Origin of the sequence: Bacillus cereus group sp. BfR-BA-01382, from assembly GCF_022663475.1 — a bacterium.
In the GTDB taxonomy this organism is placed as follows: domain Bacteria; phylum Bacillota; class Bacilli; order Bacillales; family Bacillaceae_G; genus Bacillus_A; species Bacillus_A thuringiensis_S.
Genome location: NZ_JAKUFQ010000039.1, coordinates 13,670 through 32,730 on the forward strand (window position 1 = coordinate 13,670; position 19,061 = coordinate 32,730).

The following is a 19,061-nucleotide window of genomic DNA, read 5'->3' on the forward strand; positions in this document are numbered from 1 at the left end:
TCCGTATCTAGTATATACGTATTTTATTTCCACTGGCAAAGATTGTAGATAGAGAAAAGAGTTGAAATACGGTATGAATGCACGTAAGCAATTATGGATCGCAGTTATATGTATGACTTTTGTTGTAATTCTAGGAACGATAGGATTTATGACAATTGAAGAGATTAGTTTGTTTCAAGCATTTTGGATGACGATGATTACTGTATTGACTGTTGGATACGGAGATGCTGTTCCTGTAACGCAAGCGGGGAAAGTATTTGCGCTCCTTATTATTCCTGTTGGCGTAGGTATTGTTACGTATGCAATTGGGGTAGTGGCAGCTATGATTATTTCATGCAGTGCGGAGGAAGAAGATGGATAAACAAATAGCGCAGTTGAAAAATCATATTATAGTATGTGGTTGCGGTAGAGTGGGGCTTCAAGTTGTACATGAATTGCAAGAAAAGAAAATTCCATTTGTTGTTGTCGATAAAGATGAAAGTGTATTAGAGAAGGGAAAGCTTTTGTATATACATGGAGATGCGACGGAGGATCAAGTTTTACATCATGCTGGAATTTCAAAAGCGGCTGGTTTAGTTGCTATCGTAGCAAATGATGCTGAAAATGTATTTATTACATTAACAGCAAGAGGATTAAACGATGCAATTAAAATTGTGGCGAGATCTGAAAAGCCAGAAACTGAAGAGAAATTAAGGCGTGCGGGTGCAAATAAAGTTATTAATCCATCCAGTATGGCAGGAATTCATATTGCAAAAGGTATTGCGAATCCATTAACAGTTCATTATATTGATACAGTGCTGTATGGGATAGAACAGTCATTTGTCATTGAAGAAATTTTAGTTGGAAAAGATTCAATATTAGTTGGTAAATCGTTACTAGAGAGTGATGTGAGGAATCAGTTTGATGTAACGATATTAGCGATTTTGAGAAATGGGGATATTATACATAATCCAACGGGGCAGGAAAAACTGCAAGAACATGATATGATAATAGTATTTGGTTTAGTAGAGAAGCTGAAGCAATTTGAGAAAGAACTACAAAGTACGAGGTGATAAGGAATGCAAATATCGAGCGATAAGATTTTAAATAAAATGGCGAATGAAATTGCAAAGGCAAAAAGTAGTGAAGGACAAAAATCAAAAGATCATTTATTAGTTGTGCGTGCTTTATGCGATTTACTATTAGATGAACAGGTTGAATCTTCTACGTATAGGGAGCCGCAAATTCAATCGCAAGTAATTGGATCGCAGCCTATAAAGACAGTTCAACCAGTTATGCCAGTTTCTGGAGAACCTGTGTATATTAAAGAAGAAGGTGCAAATGGTAATTCTTTATTTGATTTTTAAGGATTAAATCGTTTGGCTTATATGAAAAAATTGCTTATGATAAAAGTAAAAAAGGGGAATTAAGATGAAAATTTTCTTTTTACTAGGTTGTATTGCAGCGGGGCTATCTGTTGCGTTAGGAGCCTTTGGAGCACACGGTTTAGAAAATAAAATTTCTGCGAAAATGTTAGAAGTTTGGAAAACAGGTGTTACATATCAAATGTTTCATGCAGGTGGACTATTCGTAGTTGCTTTATTGATGGATAAGGTTCAATCATCACTTTTAACTACTGCTGGTTGGCTTATGGTAGCTGGGATTATTATGTTTTCAGGCAGTTTGTATGCATTAAGTACGACAGGTATTAAGTTCTTTGGCCCAATTACACCTCTTGGTGGCGTAGCGTTTATTGTAGCATGGATTTTAGTCGGAACTGCAGTTGTAAAAGGTTTATAAAAAAACAAAAGCTGGCATATGCCAGCTTTTTTTATGGTCTTGGAGCATAAGTTGCTTGTTGACTAGGTAAGTACGTAATTTCTTCGGGGAATTCCACATAATCTAAGTAAATCATTAATAGTAAAAAACGTTTCCCTGATTGTGGCTCACTAATTACAATATGATCGCGACCAGCTGCTTCGATAATACCTGTATACGATTGGGTACCGAGTGAGCTACCACGTTCATAAGTCATTACAACCGTAGCTTGCTTACCCTTGTTTAAACGAAGGATATTTTCAATATAGGATTGTTCTAATGGTAACATGCCTTGAGAAACGGCATATTGAGCTTGCGCCGCTTGTTGTTGCATTGCTTGCTGTTGTTGCTGTTGTTGTGGAGTCATTTGCTGCGGTTGTACATAAGTTCCAGATGGTTGATAAAATCCAGTTCCGTAATACGGGTTTTGTTGCTGTGCCATTCAAAAATCCCTCCTTATTATCAATCCTTAATAAACGCTAGGACAATCTTCGCCAGATGGCTGGAAGAAGCAGTGCTTTTTGAAGCGACCAGAGTTTTGTTGATTATACCAAGTTGACGGACAAGGGCCTTCAGGTCTAAAAAACCATAAGGCAAAATTTGCAGGCCAAAAGCGTTGTCCCTGAATCGTTCGCCTTGCTAAAGCAATATCTTGTTCCCTTGCACGTTGATAAAAATACCCTTTTTGTGTTGCCTCAAAACCACCAGGATTTTGATACACCATTTGACGTAAATTACGTATTTTTTTAAAATCTAAACAATTTCCACGGACACGATTTACCCCAACGTTCCCGACCATCAACATCCCCTGTTGTCCTTCTCCTTCGGCTTCAGCACGCATCAGTCTAGCTAATAACTTTACATCTTCTTCGTTATAAGCAATAACGCCCATTATGTGTCACCTCTCTTTTTGGAATACCTTGTGGAAAGAGGTTTATCCCGCATTAACGGGCAGTAAGACTCCCACCTTAAAATTGGGCTGGAGCAAAGAAGGTGGGTGGGAGATCAAACTGCCCGTAAAAGCCCGATTAGTTCAACTAATAATCAGTGGGGATGAACAAAACCCCCACTGATTAAAGTTTCACTTTATCTCTAGATGAAGTGTGTAACAATTACTAGTTCATACGTATGAGGAAAAGGACTCAGATATGACAACCAAACGAAGTTTTACATGGAGAGAAGAAAATAAAAAAAGCTAGCGTGAGCTAGCTTTTCATCATTATTAAAATACTTTAGACCATAAGTTTGAGAAGAAATCTCCAATAGAGCGCATTGATAATACAAACCAATTTGCTTTTTCAACTTCTTCTGTCGTTTTTGCAGTAGCTTTCATACTTTTACTACCGTCTAAGAAACCATATTTATCAGTTGATTCTAAAGTAATTGAGCCTACTTTGGTATCTTTCTTAACAGGAGCAACTAAATGTCCATCTTCAGCAAGGGATTTATCTAATTCAGTCCCAATTTTATAAGGCTCTTTGCTACCTTTTTTCGCAATTACTGTTATTTCTTTTTCGGGTGCAACAGTTACTTGGTCTTCTTTCCCTTTTACTACAGAGATTGTATTGTTTTTATTAACTTTTAATTTTTGTTTTTCAAAGTTATTAAATCCATGTTCGATTAATTCACGAGATTCTGTGAAGCGTTCATCCATTGATTTTGTTTTAATAATAACCGAGATAAGACGAACATCACCACGTTTCGCTGTAATAGTGAACCCATATCCAGCGGTATCAGAACTACCAGTTTTTAAACCGTCCGTTCCATCATAAGAGAAGGCAGCGCCTGGTAACATCCAGTTCCAGTTTTCCATACGAATTGGTTTTGGATGATTGTCTGGGAAGTTTCTAAATCTTTGTTTTGTATCCTCTAGCATTTCTGGATACTTTGTAATAATCGTTTTTGCAAGAATACCCATATCGCGAGCTGACATGGAGTTTTCTCCGGTCGGATCTGTTCCTTCAGGATGTTTTCCTTTTAAATCAGCATTATTTAACCCGGTAGAGTTTACAAATTTATATTTCTTTAACCCTAGCTTTTTTGCATGTTCATTTGCAAGATTTAAGAAGTTTTTCTCACTTCCTGCAAGAAGTTCTACTAAAGCAATACTAGATCCATTTGCAGAGAATATAACAATAGAATGATATAATTCTCTTACAGTATATTGACGTCCTTTTTCGAACGGTACATTAGAGAATTCATTATTACGAGAGACTTCATAAGCGTAATCAGAAATATTTACTTTCGTATCCCAAGTGATTTTTCCTTCTTTAATTGCTTCTAAAACAGCGTAAACAACAATTAATTTTGACATACTAGCAATAGCTAGCAATTCATCTGGATTTTGCTCGTGAAGTATTTTTCCTGTATCTGCATCAAATAAAAGTGCAGCAGCAGCCTCAATATGTATTTTTTCTTCCGCATGGGATGTTGTTACTCCTAAGGAAGAAATTGACAATACAAGCAATAGTAAAATAGACAAGATTTTTTTCATATAGATTATCACCTTCGCATCGTTATTTAGCATATAGCTCGTATCATTTTAGCATAAATTTGGATATAGAAAGGTTACAATTTTGTAAGGTATTTGAAAGAGATTTGTCGATTTTTGTTCAAATTTGCGGAGAAAAGCAGTTTTTTGAGGAGAAATATGGAGGGTAATAAAAAAAGGAACGAATTTCGTTCCTTTTTCACGATTTATATGTGTAAAAATTTCTCTACCTTTTCGTCTGGTAAAATGTTTCCAACGAAAAATGTTCCGAATTCACCATAACGAGCACTTACTTCATCGAAGCGCATTTCATATATAAGTTTTTTAAATTGAAGAACATCGTCAGCGAATAATGTTACGCCCCACTCAAAATCGTCGAATCCAACTGACCCTGAAATAACTTGGCGTACTTTACCTGCGTATTGACGACCAATTTTACTATGACTGTACATCATTTTTTTACGCTCTTCCATAGGAAGCATGTACCAGTTGTCATCACCTTGGCGACGCTTATCCATTGGATAGAAGCAAATATGATTTGCTTTCGGCAATTCAGGATATAAGCGAGCTAAAATTTGCGGGTTTTGGTATGGATCCTCATCAGCTGGAAGGTAGTTGCTTAGTTCAACAACAGATACGTAAGAGTATGCAGGAACCATATATTCAGCTAATGTTGTTTTATTCAATTCTGTCTCAATTTCATTTAACTCTTCCATTGTTGGACGTAAAATCATAAGCATAATATCAGCTTTTTGACCAACAACTGTATACATTGCATGACTACCTTTTTTCGCAGTAGATACTTCGTTCCATTTTTCAACGACATTTAAAAATTCAGACACAGCTTGTCCGCGTTCGTCGCTAGATAATGTTTTCCATGCAGCCCAATCAATAGAACGTAAATCATGTAAACAATACCAGCCATCTAACGTTGTTGTTGCTTCACTCATTCTATTCACCTCAGTTAATGATAGTTTTACACGTTAACTATAGCATATATAGTTTTAAAATCATCTATATAAAGCTTTGGCGCATAAAATTGTCACATTTAAATTTACTTGAAAATAGGAGGAGATAAGGATTAAAGGGGATTTATTTTTAGGCTGAATTTTATGAAAATATAATCATTTTCATTTTATCTATTTTTTGGGAGCTATAAGTTTAAAATATAGAAGAAAAGCAGTATTCTTAAAGATAGAGTTTTTTTAACATATGTAGGAGGGTTTATTCGTGAGCAACTTATTTACAACAGTAAAAGAAAAAGTTCAAGGAAAAGGCATTTCTATCGTACTTCCTGAAGGAACTGATGAAAGAATTTTAGGCGCTGCAGAGCGTTTAGCAAAAGAAGAGTTAGTAAAACCAATCTTAGTTGGTAATAAGGAAGAAATTAGCGCAAAAGCTGCTAGCATGAATTTAACATTAGCAGGCGTTGATATTTATGACCCAGCTACATATGAAGAAATGGATGCAATGGTAGCATCTTTCGTTGAACGCCGTAAAGGTAAAGCAACTGAAGAAGACGCTCGCAAAATCCTTAAAGACGAAAACTACTTCGGTACAATGCTTGTATACATGGGCAAAGCACACGGTTTAGTAAGTGGTGCAGCTCACTCTACAGCTGATACAGTTCGTCCAGCACTTCAAATCATTAAAACAAAACCAGGCGTTACAAAAACTTCTGGCGTATTCATCATGGTACGTGAAGAAGAGAAATATGTATTCGCTGATTGCGCAATTAACATTGCACCAAACAGCCAAGATTTAGCTGAAATTGGTATCGAGAGTGCAAAAACTGCTGAATTATTCGGTATTGACCCACGCGTTGCTATGTTAAGCTTCTCTACAAAAGGTTCTGCGAAATCTCCAGAAACAGAAAAAGTTGTAGAAGCAACTCGCATTGCAAAAGAAATGGCTCCTGAATTAACTTTAGATGGAGAATTCCAATTCGATGCTGCATTCGTACCATCTGTAGCTGAGAAAAAAGCTCCAGGTTCTACAATTAAAGGTGATGCTAACGTATTCGTATTCCCAAGCTTAGAAGCTGGTAATATCGGTTACAAAATCGCTCAACGTTTAGGTAACTTCGAAGCAGTAGGACCAATCTTACAAGGTTTAAACATGCCTGTAAATGACCTATCTCGTGGATGTAACGAAGAAGAAGTGTACAAGTTAGCTTTAATTACAGCAGCTCAAGCACTTTAATTCTATAATGAATTGAAATAAAGACCGTCGCTATAATAGCGACGGTCTTTATTTTTCTAAGCCAAGTGCTTTATTGTTACGATCAATAATCCGTTGTAAATTCGTCTCATATAAAGGGATTTCATCTATTGTTAATTGAGATGGTGTTAACTTCGGAGCGAATTGCTGCAATGTTTTTAAAAGGTGCATCATTAAATCTTGTACTGTAATGGTTTCGCCAAGTAATTCTGAAAGTGAAGCCATTGTACTCGGTACAATTTCAGGATACGTAAAGCGTGTTTCTTCTCCTTGAATGGCTAGGTTATAGAAATCACGAACGAGTGCGGCACGCTCAGAGCCACTTCCTGTAGCACAAAGATAAATTTGGACAGCGACACCCCCGCGAATACGGCGCTGTGAAATGCCAGCGAATTTTTGATCGCGAATACTTAAGTCATAGCTACCAGGACAGTAAGAACCTACAATTTCTTTTGCCTCGATAGTAACGTCGTAATCCTTTAACATCTCCTTAATTAAATGCCACATCGTATCGTATCCAAGATCAATATCGATACCTTTTTCTGTTTCTTGGAATAAAAGTGATACGTTTAAAACACCTTCATCAAGCACGACTGCAAGCCCGCCAGAATTACGAACAATAACATTGAAGTTGTTCTTTTTTAACAAGGAAATGCCTTCTTCTAAGTGTGGTAGGCGTGAATCTTGAATGCCAAGAACAATTGTATTGTGATGAACCCAAGAACGCATTGTTGCAGCTGATTGACCATTTCCGATGCTTGTGCACAGTGTGTCATCCATTGCGAATGACTGCAATGCATGGAATGTTGGTCCCAAACTAGATTGATCTACAATACGCCACTCTGGCTGAGATAAAATGGAACGGGAATTGCTCATATAACTAACCCCTTATCTTTAAAATGACAATCTCTATTATAGCAAAAAAATGAAGAATAGAGTTTTCTCATATATAAAGGGGAAGTTTAGATGTGAAAGAATAAAAAGGATGCATTATATGCATCCTTTTTATTCTGCAATTTTTTCTAAATTACCGTTTCGATCCATTCGGAAAGATGTTTGAGAACGTTCTTCGTCATCCATGACTGCCAACTTACGAGCTCGGTTCATAATGTTCATAAGTGTTTCGTAATCTTCTTGTACAGTATGAGATTGCTTTTCTAATTTTTCTAGTTTCTTTTCTAGTTCTTCATTTCGAAGGATTTGTGCTTTAATTTCTTGTTTCAATCTCGTATTCTCGTTTTCAAGAGCTGTTACTTTTATATTTGAGGATCCAACTGTTTGTAAGAAATAAATAACATCTTGCATTGTCATAGAGCTTTTTGCAACAGGAACGGTAGATTCTTGATATGGAATAGCTTCTTTATATTGTACAATTGATTCCTCTTGTACGAATTCTTCATAATCAGTTATCGAATCTGAAGCTGGTGGTGTATAAAGTAAACGTTTTTTCGCTTGCTCACCGCTTGCAGCGCGCATTTTATCTTTACGATGTTTTTTTGCTAGTTGAAGAGCTTGTTCATAGCTATAGCGAACGACAGCATTCCAGCGGAAACCACAAGCAGCGGATGTACGATTTAACTGATCCCCTACTTCCTCAAATGCATTTAATTGCGTACTTCCTTCTCGAACATGACGAAGTACCGTTTCAGCAAGTAATAAATCATCCTCATCTGTCCAAGCATCTTGTCTTACTTTCATAGATTCAACTCCCTTTCTTTTTATGAACTTCCTATTTTTATAATGGGCAAAAAAATAAACTTTTATACAAAGCTTTTAAAAATATGGTAGATTTCGATGAAAGGTAAAAATTTTCCCATGAATGGTGAGCGCTTCTGTAGGAGAGCATATAAATATGTAGCATTATGTAGAGAATAGGCCCTGTAGGGAAACTTGCAACGAGCTTCAAAGAACGGTAAAATACCATTTAGTGTTTATTTTTAAATGTACTTGAGAAAAGTTTAAAATAGAGGAAGTGTTATATAATGGGAAACGAATTTCGCGTGTGCGATGACTGTCAGGCAACGAACGTTAAAACGTTAGTTCCGAAGTTAAAAAAAGTAGATTCATGTGCAACGATTGAAGTTGGATGTCAGTCTTACTGTGGTCCTGGTCGTAAAAAATCATTCGCATTTGTAAATAACCGTCCAGTTGCGGCTCCAACAGAAGATGAGTTAATCGTAAAAATTGAAGCAAAGTTAAATAAGTAAGAAAAAGAAGAGTGAAAAGATTACTCTTCTTTTTTATGCCCATAAGAGGAACGATTTATTCTGCGAAAGTGCTCTTGTGTGGACGAACGTTTTCTAAAGGATGGATATAACTTTTGTATTAAAGTTCTAATTTATATAAATTTGTATTTCAAAATAATGGTTGACAGTCTTTTAAAGCGATAGGTAGAATAGAAGTGTCTGATTCTGAGAATCATTATCAGGAAAAAAACAATTCACCTAATTTTTTTATTACTATTTGAGAATAAATTTCATTTTAATAAATATATGTTGTTGGTTAGGATGGTTGAGGGATGGAAGCGAGCGCAAGCAGTATAGAACAGCAAGAAGAGAATGTTAAAGAGATTAAGAGCAGACCGCTTATTGCTTCTATTATTTTAGTAGCGGGTACAGTTTTGTTAGCTTTAAGCATGGCAGTTTCTATTTCTTTTGGGGCTGCAGATATTAGTTTAAAGACTGTATGGCAAGCTGTATTTCAGTTTGATGGATCTATTACACATCATAACGTAATTCAAGAGCTTCGCATGCCTAGAGCAATAGGGGGCGTAGTTGCAGGTGCCTTTTTAGCGGTATCAGGAGCAATTATGCAAGGCATGACGCGAAATCCACTTGCTTCACCATCGTTAATGGGGATTACAGATGGTGCAGTATTTGGAATTGCAATTATGTATGCATTTTTTCCTAATTCACCTTATTTGATGTTTGTTATTGCATCTTTTATTGGAGCTGCGTTTGGTGCAAGCATTGTATATGGAATTGGGTCTTCTTCACCAGGTGGATTAACACCTGTGAAATTAGCTTTAGCAGGTGCAGCTATTAGTGCTCTATTAGGGGCAATTTCATCTGGAATTGCATTGTATTTTAATCTTGCTCAAGAGGTGAGCATGTGGAATGCAGGCGGAGTTGCTGGAGTGAAATGGCAAAGTATTAATATGTTAGTGCCAATTGGCCTTGTTTGTCTTTTTATCGCAATTATGATGTCGAGATATATTACAATTTTGAGCTTCGGTGAAGAAATTGCGATTGGACTTGGTCAAAATACGACATTAATTAAATTTATCGGAACAGTACTTGTTCTTGTTTTAACGGGTTCCGCAGTTTCCATGGCAGGATCAGTTGGATTTGTTGGTCTTGTAATCCCGCATATGACTCGTTTCCTTGTAGGCTCGGACTATAGATGGGTTATTCCATGTTCTGCGGTCTTAGGCGGGCTGTTAATTGAATGTGCAGATATGTTATCTCGCGTTATTAACCCGCCATTTGAAACGCCAATTGGAGCAATTACAGCGCTAATTGGGGTTCCATTCTTCCTCTACTTAGCACGTAATGAAGGGAGAGGAAAGATGTGAGGACGAGTGTCTTAACAAAAAAGAACATTTCTATATTAACGATTTTAGTAGGACTAATCGTTTCTATATTTCTTATTAGTTTAAATACAGGAACTTTTAAAATACCGCCAATGGACGTATTAAAGTCATTGGTTGGAATAGGGGCTGAAGATCAGTCTGTTATTTTATTTGAATTCCGCATGCCGCGTATGGTGATTGCTATACTAGTCGGATCTGCTTTAGCGATGTCAGGTGCGATTTTGCAAGGATTATCACGAAATCCACTTGCTGATCCAGGTATTATCGGTATTAACGCTGGAGCGGGATTAACAGTTGTTATATTCGTCTACTTTTTCTTTGGAAAAGTTGGGACTGGTACATTTTTATCTGTATTTATCCTTCCATTCTTCGCGTTGGTTGGTGCAATATTAGCGGCGGTTATTATTTATTTACTAGCATGGAAAGACGGCGTTTCATCAACGAGATTAATACTAGTTGGTATCGCTGTTGCAGCCGGGTTTGGTGCTGTTAGTTTAATTTTTTCTATGAAGATGACATCTAACGATTTTCGTTTTGCTACGATTTGGTTAGCAGGAAGTCTATGGGGCACAGATTGGAAGTTCGTGCTAAGTGTACTTCCATGGATGGTTATTTTCTTGCCACTTGCTATTAGTAAGGCGCACATATTAAATGTAATGAACCTAGGCGATTCTACAGCAGTTGGTCTTGGTTTAAATGTAGAAAAGGAAAGACGTAAATTATTATTTATTGCAGTTTGCTTAGCTGGTGCATCTGTCGCTGTTGCCGGAGGAATTGGTTTTATCGGTTTAATGGCTCCGCATTTAGCGAGGCGCCTTGTTGGTGGTAAACATCAAATTATGCTGCCTACTGCTGCACTAATAGGGACGTTTTTACTCTTATTCGCAGACGTAATTTCAAGAAGCGTGTTAACAACTTCAGAAATACCGGTCGGTCTTGTTATTTCTGTAATTGGTGCACCATATTTCATATACTTACTTATGAGGACAAAATAAAGGGAGGCTTTTTGTATGGCAACTTTAGCAGTTGATGCGGTATCTGTTGGCTATAATGAAGGGTTAATTATTGATGGATTAACAGTTGAAATTCCGGAAGGGAAAATTACAACAATTATTGGACCAAATGGTTGTGGGAAGTCCACATTATTAAAAACGGCTTCTCGTATTTTGAAGGCGAAAAAAGGTACTGTTTATCTTGACGGAAAAGCAATCGAGAAACAACCAACAAAAGAAATCGCAAAGAAAATGGCGATTTTACCACAGACTGCAGAAGTGCCAACTGGCCTTACTGTGTTTGAACTTGTTTCATATGGACGTTTTCCTCATCAAAAAGGATTTGGAACGTTGAAAGAAGAGGATTATCGTTACATTCATTGGGCACTTGAAGTGACGGGAATGACAGAATTCGCAAATCGTTCAGCAGAGGCGTTATCAGGCGGGCAACGTCAACGTGTATGGATTGCGATGGCCCTTGCACAAGGAACAGAATTACTTGTATTGGATGAACCAACAACGTACTTAGATATGGCTCATCAATTAGAAGTATTAAACTTATTGAAAAAATTAAATGAAGAAGAAGGTAGAACGATTGTTATGGTTATCCATGACTTAAACCACGCTTCTCGTTTCTCAGATCATATGATTGCATTAAAAGCAGGTAAGTTAATGAAACAAGGAACGCCAGATGAAGTTATGACAAGTGAAACACTTCGCAGTGTATTTGAGATTGAAGCTCAAATCGTTCCTTGTCCAGTAAACTGTAAGCCAATTTGTTTAACATATGATTTAGCGATGATTAGTAATCAATTGCGTAAAAAAGCATAAGTAGAACCCCCTCGTGAAGAGGGGGGACTTCTAATGGACGTTGAGCTTCTTATATAAGAATGGGAAGTTGAACGCCCGTTAGAATGGGTTATTAACAACAATTAATAAATATATATAAATTAATTGTTATATTTGTTTCTTATAGTTCATTGTAACTTATAAGATAAGTACAGCTAGAAGGAGTGGGAACATGAAGAATTTTAAAATGGCACTATTAGCAATGGTACTAGTTGTGACTTCTGTACTATTTGCAGCTTGTTCTAACAAAGAAGAAGAAAAGAAAGCAGATGCAAAGACTGAAGAGCGCACTGTAAAACATGCAAAAGGGGAAATTAAAATTCCTGCAAATCCAAAGAAAATTGCTGACCTTAGTGGTTCAACAGAAGAATTATTAATTTTCGGTATGAAACCGGTTATTACTGCTAATACATCTCAAGAAAAAATTGATGCACATATTGAAAAGAAACTAAAAGACGTTAAACCAGTTGGTTCTGCTTGGGGCGATAAAATTAACATCGAAGCAGTAGCTGCTGCAAAACCAGATTTAATTCTTGTAAATAATCGTCAAGAAAAGATTTATGATCAATTATCTAAAATTGCACCAACAGTTATGTTAAACACTCCATTAGATCAATGGCGTCCAAAATTCCAAGAAGTAGGTCAAATCTTCGGTAAAGAAAAAGAAACAAAAGAATGGTTCAAAAAGTATGATGAAAAAGCAAGCAAATTACATGACAAAATCGTCGCTAAAACTGGTGAAGCAACATTTATGAAAATGGCTGCATATCCAAATGCTTTCCGCGTATACGGTGACTACGGTTACGGTAGCGTAATCTTTAATGATTTAAAACTACCAGCAGTTAAAGGTACACCAACTGATAAACCGTTAGTACAAGTACAAAAAGAAGCTTTAATCGATTACAACCCAGATTACTTATTCGTATTTACAACTGGTGACGGTTCTCAGCGCTTAAAAGAATTCCAAGAAGAATCAATTTGGAAAAACATGAACGCTGTTAAAAACAACCACGTATTTACAATTAAAAATGAAGACTTAAACAAAGGTTACTTCCCACTAGGGAAAGATATGATCTTAGACGAAGTTGCTGAATTCGTTTTAGGTAAATAATGTATAAAGGAAATCACTTTTACTTCGGTAAAGGTGATTTTTTCTTTTTATAAAGGGAATTAATACAGTCTTTCATTTCTTTCTGTTTCTCATTTCGTTTATAATATAAAGTAAGAATGTAGTAAAGAAAGGGGGATGTCGGAAAGTGGTATATTTAAACGACAAACTCAGCGAAACAAAAGTGTTTAAAGACCCAGTACATAAATATGTGCACGTGCGTGATCGTGTTATTTGGGATTTAATCGGAACGAAAGAATTTCAACGCTTGCGCCGTATTAAGCAGCTTGGAACGACATTTTTTACATTTCACGGTGCAGAGCATAGTCGCTTTACTCATTCGTTAGGTGTATACGAAATTATTCGTCGTATGATTGATGATGTGTTTGATGGCAGACCAAATTGGAATGCTGAAGATAGATTGTTATGTTTATGTGCGGCATTACTTCATGATGTCGGCCACGGCCCATTTTCTCACTCGTTTGAAAAAGTATTTTCATTAGATCATGAGAAATTTACGCAAAAGATTATCGTTGGCAATACGGAGATTAATGATGTATTAAGTCGTGTTGATAAGGAGTTTCCACAAAAGGTAGCAGATGTAATTGCAAAAACGTCTACTAATAAATTAGCGATTAGTATGATTTCGAGTCAAATTGATGCGGATCGTATGGATTATTTATTAAGAGATGCTTATTTTACAGGCGTAAAGTACGGAAACTTCGATATGGAACGTATACTGCGTGTAATGCGTCCGTATGGGAATCAAGTAGTCATTAAAAATAGTGGTATGCATGCTGTTGAGCATTACATTATGAGTCGTTATCAAATGTATTGGCAAGTATATTTCCATCCGGTAACGCGAAGTGCAGAAGTTATTTTAACGAAGATTTTACACCGTGCGAAATCACTGCACGAGAAGTATTACACATTTAAAAATCATCCTGTTCATTTCTATTCTTTATTTGAAGAAGAAGTAACAGTAGAGGATTATTTAAAGTTAGACGAGAACGTTATGTATTACTACTTCCAAGTATGGCAGGAAGAAGAAGATCCAATTTTAAGCGATTTATGTCGCCGTTTTATGAATCGAAATCTATTTAAATATGTAGAGTTTACAGATAAACACGGTTTAGATAATTGGATGGAGTTAAGTAGTTTATTTAAAAAGATTGGACTTGATCCGGAGTATTATTTAGTAGTTGATTCAACATCGGACTTACCGTATGACTTTTATCGTGCAGGAGAAGAAGAAGAGCGTCTGCCAATCCTGCTTCTTATGCCAAACGGAGAGCTTAGAGAGCTTTCACGTGAATCGGATATTGTTGAGGCGATTACAGGTAAGAAAAGAACGGATCAAAAGTTATTCTATCCACATGATTTAATCTATGAAGATGGAAGAAAAGGAAAATATAAAGAGAGAATTATTGAGTTGTTAGAAGGAAAGAAATAAGAAGCAGCTAATGGCTACTTCTTATGAAAAAACTTGAAATTATTTGTCGCTTAATCGTTTTCCGCCAACTGCATAATGGTTTTTAGACATTTCTTCGATGAAAACAACGATGTTTTCTTCAGGAGCACCAGTTGTTTCGCTTACTGCTGCTGTTACTTTCTCAGCAAGAGCTTTCTTTTGTTCTTCTGTGCGTCCTTCTAGCATTTTCACTGTTACGTATGGCATGTACAATCGCTCCTTTTATGTAAGTTACACTCTTATTATAGCGGATTATGGGGAAGAACAATCGAAAAAACAAATAATTTCTTTTTTTGACATATGGAAGAGGAGATGAAGTATGGATCAGTTATTTAGATATCCATTGCACGAAATTCCGTTGGTAGCAATGGCGATTATTATTGCATTATCCGTTCATGAATTTGCACATGCATATGTTGCATATAAATTTGGGGACGATACAGCAAAGAGACAAGGGCGTTTAACGTTATCACCGATGGCTCATTTAGACCCTATCGGTTTGATTGCAGTATTAATTCTTGGATTCGGTTGGGCAAGACCGGTTCCTGTTAACCCATATAACTTTAAAAGACCGCGTCTTGCAGGCATATTAGTTTCAATTGCAGGGCCGATTAGTAACTTAATTTTAAGTGCAATTGGTTTAATTATTTGGTATAGCTTATTAAAATTTGGTGTATTATACTCAATTCCATCTGCAGTAGCAGATACGTTAGCTCAATTTTTCCAGATTTTTATTATGCTGAATATCGTTTTACTTGTATTTAACTTATTACCGATCCCACCACTTGATGGGTATCGCGTAGTGGAAGATTTAGCACCAGCAAATATTCGCGCGAAAATGACACAGTATGAAAAATACGGGGCAATTGCGTTATTAATTCTCGTTATTACACCGCTTAGTAATTACACAATTCAACCTATTTTTCAGGTAGTTATTCCGCATGTATTTGTATTTTTAGATAGCATCATTGCGCCTATTTTTGGCCTTTTATAATTTTTAAGTGAGGAGGATTTTACATATGACAGAGAAAAAGAAAAAAATCGGTTTTAATATCGTGAAAAATGATTCAACAGATGGACATGGTGGATTTGGTGTTGGGGCATTAAGCTTAGAAAACATTTCACCTGTATTTGTTGATGTACTAGAGAAGACTGCATTCGTTGATATCGGTGCGATGCATGCGCGTAGTACAGTAGAAAAAGGTATTAAGTTTTTAACAAATAAAGATGAAGTTCCAAACGGAAAACCATTTTGGCTTGTTTGGGTAACGATTGAAAGAACTGCGACAGGTGCGTATTACGCAGGTGTAACAGCTTGTGAAATGACAGTTGACCGTGAGATTCGCCGCGGATATAAATCACTTCCAGAACACGTAAACAAAATGGATAAATCAATGAAGCGTCACATTATGGTTGACCATATGGATGAATCATCTAAAAAAGTACTTGGTACGTTCTTGAAAGAACATAATGAAGCGATTTGGAACGAATCTGGTGAAGAATTGCGCCGTGCATTATTAAGTGAATAAAAAATAGCTGACGGATGCCCGTCAGCTATTTTTTTTACCAAGGAAGATATTTTTTCCACCAACTTGTTTTTTTCTTTTCTTCAGTCGTTTTTTCAAATTCTTCTTTATCATCGACGTGATCCATACAATATTCAGTCGGTTCGGTACCTTTAGCGAAGTACATTTTCACAGAAATAGGACAATTTTTTGTAGCAATTTTACCGTTCTCTGGGTTGATATTAACCGCTACGACGTCACCTGGTTGTTTAAATTCTTTTTTTGGCTGTCCATCTAAGCCTTTCTCCATCGTATCAGTCCATATTTTCTTCGCATATCCTTGTTCTGCTACGTTTGAAATAGATTTAGGTTGATCGTATCCGACCCATACACCAGTTACGATTTGCGGAGTAAATCCGATCATCCAACTATCCGTTTCAGTAGAACCAGATTTTCCGGCATATGTTCTTGATAATTTTGATAACATCGATTGGCCAGTTACAGCAGCATAACTGCTTAGTTTCTTATTAAACATACCAGTCATCATTTCTTCCATTACAAACGCTTTGCTCTTGTCGAGAACTTGTTTACTCTCTAAATGAGCATCGTATAATATATTTCCTTCATGATCCATAATGCGGCGAATGAAAGTAGGTTTTACTTCTTTTCCACCGTTTGCGAACATGCTATAAGCGTTGACCATTTCAATTGGTTTTACTGGTGATGTACCGAGAGCTAGAGAAGGCACATCTTTTAATGCACTTGTAATTCCAAATTGTTTCGCTGTTTTTGCAAGCGCGTCATCTCCTAAAAATAAATTCGTTTTCACAGCATATATGTTATCAGAGACTGCGAGAGCTTGTGCCATCGTTACGAAATCATCGGCATAATAATCTTTATAGTTCTTCGGTTTATACTTTGAAACACCGTCACCTAAGGTGAATACAGTATATTCGCTTTTTAAGCGCGTAGCAGGTGTGAATCCTCGTTCTAATGCCGCATAATATAGAAATGGCTTAAATGTAGAACCAGGCTGACGGATGGCTTGTGTAGCCCTGTTAAATTGACTCGTAGTATAATCAGTTCCGCCAACAAGAGCAGCCACTTCACCTGTCGTTGGATTCATAGAGACGAGAGCAGTTTGTATGTTTGTTGTGTCAGGTATATGATCTTTTACAGCTTGTTCTGCTACAGCTTGTAGTTTAGGGTCTAGCGTTGTATAAATTCGCAAGCCACCTCGTTGTAAAGCTTGTTCGTCTAATCCAACATCACGAAGAAGTGAAGCTTGTACAGCATCTTGGAAATATGGTGCGACCTCTGCTACTTTTTTCGTATCTAATGAGGCAAAAGTTAGTGGCTCTTTCTTCGCTAAGGCTGCTTGTTGCTTCGTAATATATCCTTGTTCTACCATTTCATCTAATATGAGGGCTTGTCGTCCTTTAGCACGATCCTCTTTCAAAAAGGGAGAATAGACACTTGGTCCTTTTGGGATACCTGCGAGCATACTAGCTTCTGCTAATGTTAACTCTTTTGCTGTTTTATCGAAATATAGACGGGACGCAGCTTCGATGCCATAAGCTCCATGTCCGTAATAAATTGTATTTAAATATCCTTCTAAAATATGATTTTTATTATAGTTTACTTCAAGGCGGACAGTGTACATTGCCTCTAATAATTTCCGTTTCCACGTTTTATCATGATCTAAATACAGATTACGCGCGTATTGTTGTGTAATTGTACTAGCTCCTTGTACCTTTGCCATTGCTTTTAAATCAGCAACAATTGCACCTGCAATCCGTTTTAAATCGAAGCCGTGATGTTTATAAAATCTTTGATCTTCAATAGAAAGGGTCGCTTCTTTTACATAAGGTGAAATTTCATTAAGAGAGACATTGTAACGTTTTTGAATTTCGTTACTTTGTCCAATAACGGTATCATCGTTTGCGTAAAAGACGCTTGTTTGCGGGACCGCAACAGGAGGAGGTCCCATAATTTTTGCAACTATAATAATAACAAAAAAAGAAAAAACGAAGAAAAGGACGCAAGAAAACATTGCGGTGAAGAAAAGACGTTTATATTTTTTAAGTTTTGGATTCATAGTTTGATCCATCTTTTTTCAGCCCCTCATTAATACAAGCGTTATTGTATTAGTATTGAGGGTTTTCGTTTATTTTAAACAATGAAATTTCGAAAATAAAAAAGCCCCTTCCATTAAGAAAGGAGCTCAAAGGCACGTGTTGGCCAATCGGTAATGATGACATCTACACCATAATCAATCATAGTTTGTAAATCTTTGTATTCGTTAATTGTATATGGACGGAAAACATATCCTTGCTCTTGTGCTAACTGCACAAATTCTTTCGTTAATAGCTGGAAGTTTGGATGTAATCCACTTGCTTCTCTATGTTTTGCTTCGGCAATTGGATCAGCAATCGGTGTATCATATAAAATTGCTCTTGGAATTTCAGGAGCAATTTCTGCTAATAATGAAACAGAGTCATGGTTAAATGATGAAAATACAATTTGATTTGAAAGATGATATTCACGCACAAGTGCAACAACTTTTTCCTCAATATTTGGGTAATGAATAACATCTGTTTTTAATTCAATATTTAGTTGTAAGTTCGTTGTGGAAAGCCAAATGAAAACCTCGCGCAACGTTGGAATTTTTGCTTCTTGGAAAGAAGGGGCTTTATGGCTACCAGCGTCCAATGATTGTAATTCCTCTACCGTTTTTTCAGAAACAAGTCCAACGCCATTTGTTGTACGATCGACGGTTTCATCGTGAATTACGACAAGTTCACCATCTTTTGATAGGTGGACATCGAGTTCAATTCCGTGAGCGCCAATGCGTTCAGCTTCTTGGAAGGCAATCATCGTATTTTCGGGATGTGTTCCTTTTACTCCGCGGTGAGCAAAAATAAGTGGTTTACTCATATGAAAATCTCCTTATTATCTCTTTTCTTTCATTATGAAACTGCTTTAGGGAAAATACAATTGAATATGACAAACATTTACAAAAGTCTAACAGTTGCA

The 19,061-nt window shown here is 36.6% G+C and carries 20 protein-coding genes and 1 pseudogene; 12 read left to right on the forward strand and 9 right to left on the reverse strand.

What is annotated here, in order from left to right:
* The first annotated feature begins 73 nt into the window (after positions 1–73).
* From MR160_RS16775 to MR160_RS16785, 3 genes and pseudogenes are all read left to right on the forward strand, one after another.
* Positions 74–1,052: pseudogene (locus tag MR160_RS16775) on the forward strand (potassium channel family protein).
* Between the two features lie 6 nt (positions 1,053–1,058).
* Positions 1,059–1,346 carry a YwdI family protein gene (locus MR160_RS16780; RefSeq protein ID WP_001167339.1) on the forward strand — a complete coding sequence of 96 codons (288 nt, stop codon included), beginning with the start codon at positions 1,059–1,061 and terminating at the stop codon, positions 1,344–1,346.
* A 64-nt stretch (positions 1,347–1,410) separates the two neighbouring features.
* Positions 1,411–1,779 carry a DUF423 domain-containing protein gene (locus tag MR160_RS16785; protein WP_000688315.1) on the forward strand — a complete coding sequence of 123 codons (369 nt, stop codon included), beginning with the start codon at positions 1,411–1,413 and terminating at the stop codon, positions 1,777–1,779.
* A gap of 31 nt (positions 1,780–1,810) precedes the next feature.
* Here the strand turns inward: MR160_RS16785 and gerQ are convergent, their stop codons facing one another.
* The 4 genes from gerQ to hemQ form a co-directional block, all read right to left on the reverse strand.
* Complete coding sequence (gerQ, locus tag MR160_RS16790; protein WP_000068647.1) at positions 1,811–2,239, reverse strand: spore coat protein GerQ; 429 nt, start codon at positions 2,237–2,239, stop codon at positions 1,811–1,813.
* A gap of 27 nt (positions 2,240–2,266) precedes the next feature.
* A complete protein-coding gene (gene cwlJ, locus MR160_RS16795) occupies positions 2,267–2,689 on the reverse strand; it encodes a cell wall hydrolase CwlJ (protein WP_000538161.1) in 423 nt (140 codons plus the stop codon).
* A gap of 330 nt (positions 2,690–3,019) precedes the next feature.
* Complete coding sequence (locus tag MR160_RS16800) at positions 3,020–4,291, reverse strand: serine hydrolase (RefSeq protein ID WP_242297781.1); 1,272 nt, start codon at positions 4,289–4,291, stop codon at positions 3,020–3,022.
* A gap of 203 nt (positions 4,292–4,494) precedes the next feature.
* Complete coding sequence (gene hemQ / locus MR160_RS16805; protein ID WP_001287602.1) at positions 4,495–5,238, reverse strand: hydrogen peroxide-dependent heme synthase; 744 nt, start codon at positions 5,236–5,238, stop codon at positions 4,495–4,497.
* A 280-nt stretch (positions 5,239–5,518) separates the two neighbouring features.
* Here hemQ and pta point away from each other — a divergent pair, with 280 nt between their 5' ends.
* Positions 5,519–6,490 carry a phosphate acetyltransferase gene (gene pta / locus MR160_RS16810; protein WP_000067215.1) on the forward strand — a complete coding sequence of 324 codons (972 nt, stop codon included), beginning with the start codon at positions 5,519–5,521 and terminating at the stop codon, positions 6,488–6,490.
* Positions 6,491–6,538: 48 nt separating this feature from the next.
* Here pta and lipL read toward each other — a convergent pair whose 3' ends face one another.
* Both lipL and MR160_RS16820 read right to left on the reverse strand, forming a co-directional pair.
* Complete coding sequence (lipL, locus tag MR160_RS16815; RefSeq protein WP_081143284.1) at positions 6,539–7,384, reverse strand: octanoyl-[GcvH]:protein N-octanoyltransferase; 846 nt, start codon at positions 7,382–7,384, stop codon at positions 6,539–6,541.
* 129 nt (positions 7,385–7,513) lie between these two features.
* Complete coding sequence (locus MR160_RS16820) at positions 7,514–8,206, reverse strand: RsfA family transcriptional regulator (RefSeq protein WP_000868355.1); 693 nt, start codon at positions 8,204–8,206, stop codon at positions 7,514–7,516.
* A gap of 284 nt (positions 8,207–8,490) precedes the next feature.
* On the opposite strand from MR160_RS16820, the gene MR160_RS16825 reads away from it, so the two are divergent.
* The 6 genes from MR160_RS16825 (at position 8,491) to MR160_RS16850 (ending at position 14,502) form a co-directional block, all read left to right on the forward strand.
* Positions 8,491–8,715 carry a YuzB family protein gene (locus MR160_RS16825; protein ID WP_000526079.1) on the forward strand — a complete coding sequence of 75 codons (225 nt, stop codon included), beginning with the start codon at positions 8,491–8,493 and terminating at the stop codon, positions 8,713–8,715.
* 311 nt (positions 8,716–9,026) lie between these two features.
* A complete protein-coding gene (locus MR160_RS16830; RefSeq protein WP_000388296.1) occupies positions 9,027–10,082 on the forward strand; it encodes a FecCD family ABC transporter permease in 1,056 nt (351 codons plus the stop codon).
* The gene (locus tag MR160_RS16835; RefSeq protein WP_001260753.1) at positions 10,079–11,095 is read left to right on the forward strand and encodes a FecCD family ABC transporter permease; all 1,017 of its coding nucleotides are present in this window, start codon (positions 10,079–10,081) and stop codon (positions 11,093–11,095) included. Before MR160_RS16830 ends, MR160_RS16835 begins: the two co-directional genes overlap by 4 nt.
* A gap of 15 nt (positions 11,096–11,110) precedes the next feature.
* The gene (locus MR160_RS16840) at positions 11,111–11,923 is read left to right on the forward strand and encodes an ABC transporter ATP-binding protein (RefSeq protein WP_000212066.1); all 813 of its coding nucleotides are present in this window, start codon (positions 11,111–11,113) and stop codon (positions 11,921–11,923) included.
* A 190-nt stretch (positions 11,924–12,113) separates the two neighbouring features.
* Positions 12,114–13,052, forward strand: a complete 939-nt coding sequence (locus tag MR160_RS16845) for an ABC transporter substrate-binding protein (RefSeq protein ID WP_000787726.1) — start codon at positions 12,114–12,116, stop codon at positions 13,050–13,052.
* Between the two features lie 145 nt (positions 13,053–13,197).
* Positions 13,198–14,502, forward strand: a complete 1,305-nt coding sequence (locus MR160_RS16850) for an HD domain-containing protein (protein WP_000262742.1) — start codon at positions 13,198–13,200, stop codon at positions 14,500–14,502.
* 39 nt (positions 14,503–14,541) lie between these two features.
* Here MR160_RS16850 and MR160_RS16855 read toward each other — a convergent pair whose 3' ends face one another.
* Positions 14,542–14,727, reverse strand: coding sequence for a 2-hydroxymuconate tautomerase (locus MR160_RS16855; RefSeq protein WP_001147171.1), 186 nt, complete (start codon positions 14,725–14,727; stop codon positions 14,542–14,544).
* Between the two features lie 112 nt (positions 14,728–14,839).
* On the opposite strand from MR160_RS16855, the gene MR160_RS16860 reads away from it, so the two are divergent.
* Both MR160_RS16860 and MR160_RS16865 read left to right on the forward strand, forming a co-directional pair.
* Complete coding sequence (locus tag MR160_RS16860; RefSeq protein WP_000372445.1) at positions 14,840–15,514, forward strand: site-2 protease family protein; 675 nt, start codon at positions 14,840–14,842, stop codon at positions 15,512–15,514.
* A gap of 25 nt (positions 15,515–15,539) precedes the next feature.
* Positions 15,540–16,049 carry a YwhD family protein gene (locus MR160_RS16865; protein ID WP_000136681.1) on the forward strand — a complete coding sequence of 170 codons (510 nt, stop codon included), beginning with the start codon at positions 15,540–15,542 and terminating at the stop codon, positions 16,047–16,049.
* A 34-nt stretch (positions 16,050–16,083) separates the two neighbouring features.
* Here the strand turns inward: MR160_RS16865 and MR160_RS16870 are convergent, their stop codons facing one another.
* Positions 16,084–18,135 carry a transglycosylase domain-containing protein gene (locus tag MR160_RS16870; RefSeq protein ID WP_000372951.1) on the reverse strand — a complete coding sequence of 684 codons (2,052 nt, stop codon included), beginning with the start codon at positions 18,133–18,135 and terminating at the stop codon, positions 16,084–16,086.
* A 101-nt stretch (positions 18,136–18,236) separates the two neighbouring features.
* Entirely contained in the window at positions 18,237–18,962 is a 726-nt protein-coding gene (locus MR160_RS16875) for a glycerophosphodiester phosphodiesterase (RefSeq protein WP_081143283.1), read from the reverse strand.
* Positions 18,963–19,061: the final 99 nt, after the last annotated feature.

Coding starts and splice junctions, on each gene's coding strand:
- MR160_RS16825 (WP_000526079.1), top strand. CDS start 8,491: ATGGGAAACGAATTTCGCGTGTGCGATGACTGTCAGGCAACGAACGTT.
- MR160_RS16785 (WP_000688315.1), top strand. CDS start 1,411: ATGAAAATTTTCTTTTTACTAGGTTGTATTGCAGCGGGGCTATCTGTT.
- MR160_RS16865 (WP_000136681.1), top strand. CDS start 15,540: ATGACAGAGAAAAAGAAAAAAATCGGTTTTAATATCGTGAAAAATGAT.
- MR160_RS16820 (WP_000868355.1), bottom strand. CDS start 8,206: ATGAAAGTAAGACAAGATGCTTGGACAGATGAGGATGATTTATTACTT.
- MR160_RS16875 (WP_081143283.1), bottom strand. CDS start 18,962: ATGAGTAAACCACTTATTTTTGCTCACCGCGGAGTAAAAGGAACACAT.
- MR160_RS16845 (WP_000787726.1), top strand. CDS start 12,114: ATGAAGAATTTTAAAATGGCACTATTAGCAATGGTACTAGTTGTGACT.
- hemQ (WP_001287602.1), bottom strand. CDS start 5,238: ATGAGTGAAGCAACAACAACGTTAGATGGCTGGTATTGTTTACATGAT.
- lipL (WP_081143284.1), bottom strand. CDS start 7,384: ATGAGCAATTCCCGTTCCATTTTATCTCAGCCAGAGTGGCGTATTGTA.
- cwlJ (WP_000538161.1), bottom strand. CDS start 2,689: ATGGGCGTTATTGCTTATAACGAAGAAGATGTAAAGTTATTAGCTAGA.
- MR160_RS16860 (WP_000372445.1), top strand. CDS start 14,840: ATGGATCAGTTATTTAGATATCCATTGCACGAAATTCCGTTGGTAGCA.
- MR160_RS16780 (WP_001167339.1), top strand. CDS start 1,059: ATGCAAATATCGAGCGATAAGATTTTAAATAAAATGGCGAATGAAATT.
- gerQ (WP_000068647.1), bottom strand. CDS start 2,239: ATGGCACAGCAACAAAACCCGTATTACGGAACTGGATTTTATCAACCA.
- MR160_RS16830 (WP_000388296.1), top strand. CDS start 9,027: ATGGAAGCGAGCGCAAGCAGTATAGAACAGCAAGAAGAGAATGTTAAA.
- MR160_RS16840 (WP_000212066.1), top strand. CDS start 11,111: ATGGCAACTTTAGCAGTTGATGCGGTATCTGTTGGCTATAATGAAGGG.
- MR160_RS16855 (WP_001147171.1), bottom strand. CDS start 14,727: ATGCCATACGTAACAGTGAAAATGCTAGAAGGACGCACAGAAGAACAA.
- MR160_RS16870 (WP_000372951.1), bottom strand. CDS start 18,135: ATGGATCAAACTATGAATCCAAAACTTAAAAAATATAAACGTCTTTTC.
- MR160_RS16800 (WP_242297781.1), bottom strand. CDS start 4,291: ATGAAAAAAATCTTGTCTATTTTACTATTGCTTGTATTGTCAATTTCT.